2 protein-coding genes are annotated in these 2,084 nt (G+C 69.1%); one reads left to right on the forward strand and one right to left on the reverse strand.

Features of this window, described 5'->3' with window-relative positions; translation table 11 throughout:
• On the forward strand, positions 1-413 hold a 413-nt coding region (locus tag AC27KI_RS23465), incomplete at its 5' end, for an OB-fold nucleic acid binding domain-containing protein (protein ID WP_487116125.1).
• Between the two features lie 143 nt (positions 414-556).
• Here the strand turns inward: AC27KI_RS23465 and AC27KI_RS23470 are convergent.
• Positions 557-1,753 (reverse strand): FAD-dependent monooxygenase, encoded by a 1,197-nt coding sequence (locus tag AC27KI_RS23470; RefSeq protein WP_487116127.1) that lies wholly within the window; start codon positions 1,751-1,753, stop codon positions 557-559.
• Positions 1,754-2,084: the final 331 nt, after the last annotated feature.

A 2,084-nucleotide genomic window follows, 5' to 3' on the forward strand; every position in this document is an offset into this window, starting at 1 on the left:
CGCTGCGCCGCCATCCGCTGGCGCTGCTGCGCGGCCGGCTGGAGCGCTGGCGGCTGTTGACCGCCCTGGCGCTGCGCGACATGCCCAACGGCCGCCGCGTGCGTGCCTGCGGCATCGTCACCGTGCGCCAGCGGCCGGGATCGGCCAACGGCACCATGTTCATCACGCTGGAAGACGAGACCGGGCCGGTCAACGTCATCGTCTGGCCGTCGCTCGTGGAGACCTGGCGCAATGCGCTGCTGCGCTCGCGCCTGCTGGCGGTGGAAGGCCTGTGGCAGTCCAGTCCGAACCCGCCGGGAACGCCGCCAGGGCAGGGCGCGGTGCGGCACCTGGTCGCCCAGCGCTGCAAGGACATGACCCCCTTGCTCGGCCGCCTGGCCCAGGCGCTGGACGGCAGCCGCGATTTCCATTGAGGCGTGGGCGAGGTTCCCGGGCAAGGGTGCGTCGGTGCAGCGCCTCGGCCTGCCTCGCTGCTACTGCTGCGGCTGCTGCTGCTGCTGCGCGGTGTGCCGATGCCAGCAGGCGCCCCTTTCAGGCACCACCGCGTCGATCTCTCTCACGCAGGGTAGCGCGACAGGTCCGGCTCGTCGAGCTGGCGGTTCATCAGCTTCGCGAACGCATCGCGCACCCCTGGCAGGCTGGCCAGATGCAGCGCGCCGTGCAGCAGGTGAATGCCCAGCCGGCTGTGGGGGTTCATCAGGCGGGGACCGATCTTGGGCACGTTCTGGCCCTGTTCAACCATCGGCCGCATGGCTTTTTCATAGGCGGCAAAAGCCTCTTCGAGCCTGCCTCCATCGCCAGCCCGTGCGATTTCACCGGCCAGCACATAGGCGCCCGTGAGGGCCAGCGTCGTGCCGATGCCTGCCAGCGGGGTGGCGCACCAGGCGGCGTCGCCCGTCAGCACCACACGCCCACGGTGCCAGCGCGCAAGGCGCACCTGACGCAACGCGTCGAAGTAGAAATCGCTGGTCGTCTCCATGCCCGCCAGCACGCGCGGGGCCTGCCATCCGGCATCGGCAAACTGTTCGCGCAGAAAGCGCTTTTGCCTGTCCATGTCCCAGTCCTGCTCGCCCTCCGTGGGGCGCTGGATCGTCAGCATGGCGCGCGTGGTGCCGTGCCGGTCGGGCCGCAGCGAGACGCTTCGACCGCCGGTGGTGTGATACCAGCGCCACATCCGATTGTCGTCGGGTGCACGGGCGATGGTGAAGTAGGCGAGCGTCAGGTCCATCCAGCGCGGTTCGTTTTCGCCGGAAAACACCCGTTCGCGCGTGGTCGAACCCACGCCCTCGGCGACGACCACCGCATCGAAGCGCTCCTGCTGCCCGCCAGCGAAGCGCACGGTCGCCGCCGTGCCATCGTCTTCGATGGCCGCCACATGGTCTCCGAACCGGTAATCGGCCCGCTTGCGCGCCGCGTCGTACAGCAGCCGGGCGAGGTCGCCGCGCAGGATTTCCATCTCGGCGGTGGGCCCGTCGCTGGACAGTTCGTCGGTCTTGAACTCGGCGACGGCATGGCCATCCTCGTCGATCCAGGCCGTGCCTTCCTCGCCCGTGCCCTGGTCCAGCGCTGCCTGCTCCAGTCCCATCCGGCGCAGCACCTCGCGGCCTGCACCGCGCACGTCGATGTTCTGCCCGCCGTCACGGAACTCCGGCGCCCGTTCGACCACGGTGACTTTGCAGCCGGACCGGGCCAGGGCCCAGGCGGCGGTGTTGCCGGCGACGCTCGCGCCGGTGATCAGGATGTGCCGTGGCATGGGGTTCTTTCCAGATGGGTTTCTCGAGACCGCTGTGCGTAGGGAAAGCGCGCCTATGGGATGAGGATCAAAAATGGCTTCGGCGCATATTGATCTAGGGGGTTGCGCTATTAAAAATATAGCAATCGTGCCTGCCTTGGAGCGCTTTAACGCACTTGAGCGCGCCTTTGCACGTCTCAGCGCGCCTTGGCCGGCGGGGAGGCGGGCGGTTTTGGGGCGGCCCCTGCGGCACCGCCCTGCACCTTGTCCCCGGCGCGGGCCAGCAGCACGGCGCAGTTCTCGTCGTCGTCCGCTGCAGGCACCGTGATGGGGGCCAACGCCAGCGCCACCG

This window comes from Acidovorax sp. KPB24-03 (assembly GCF_057546605.1).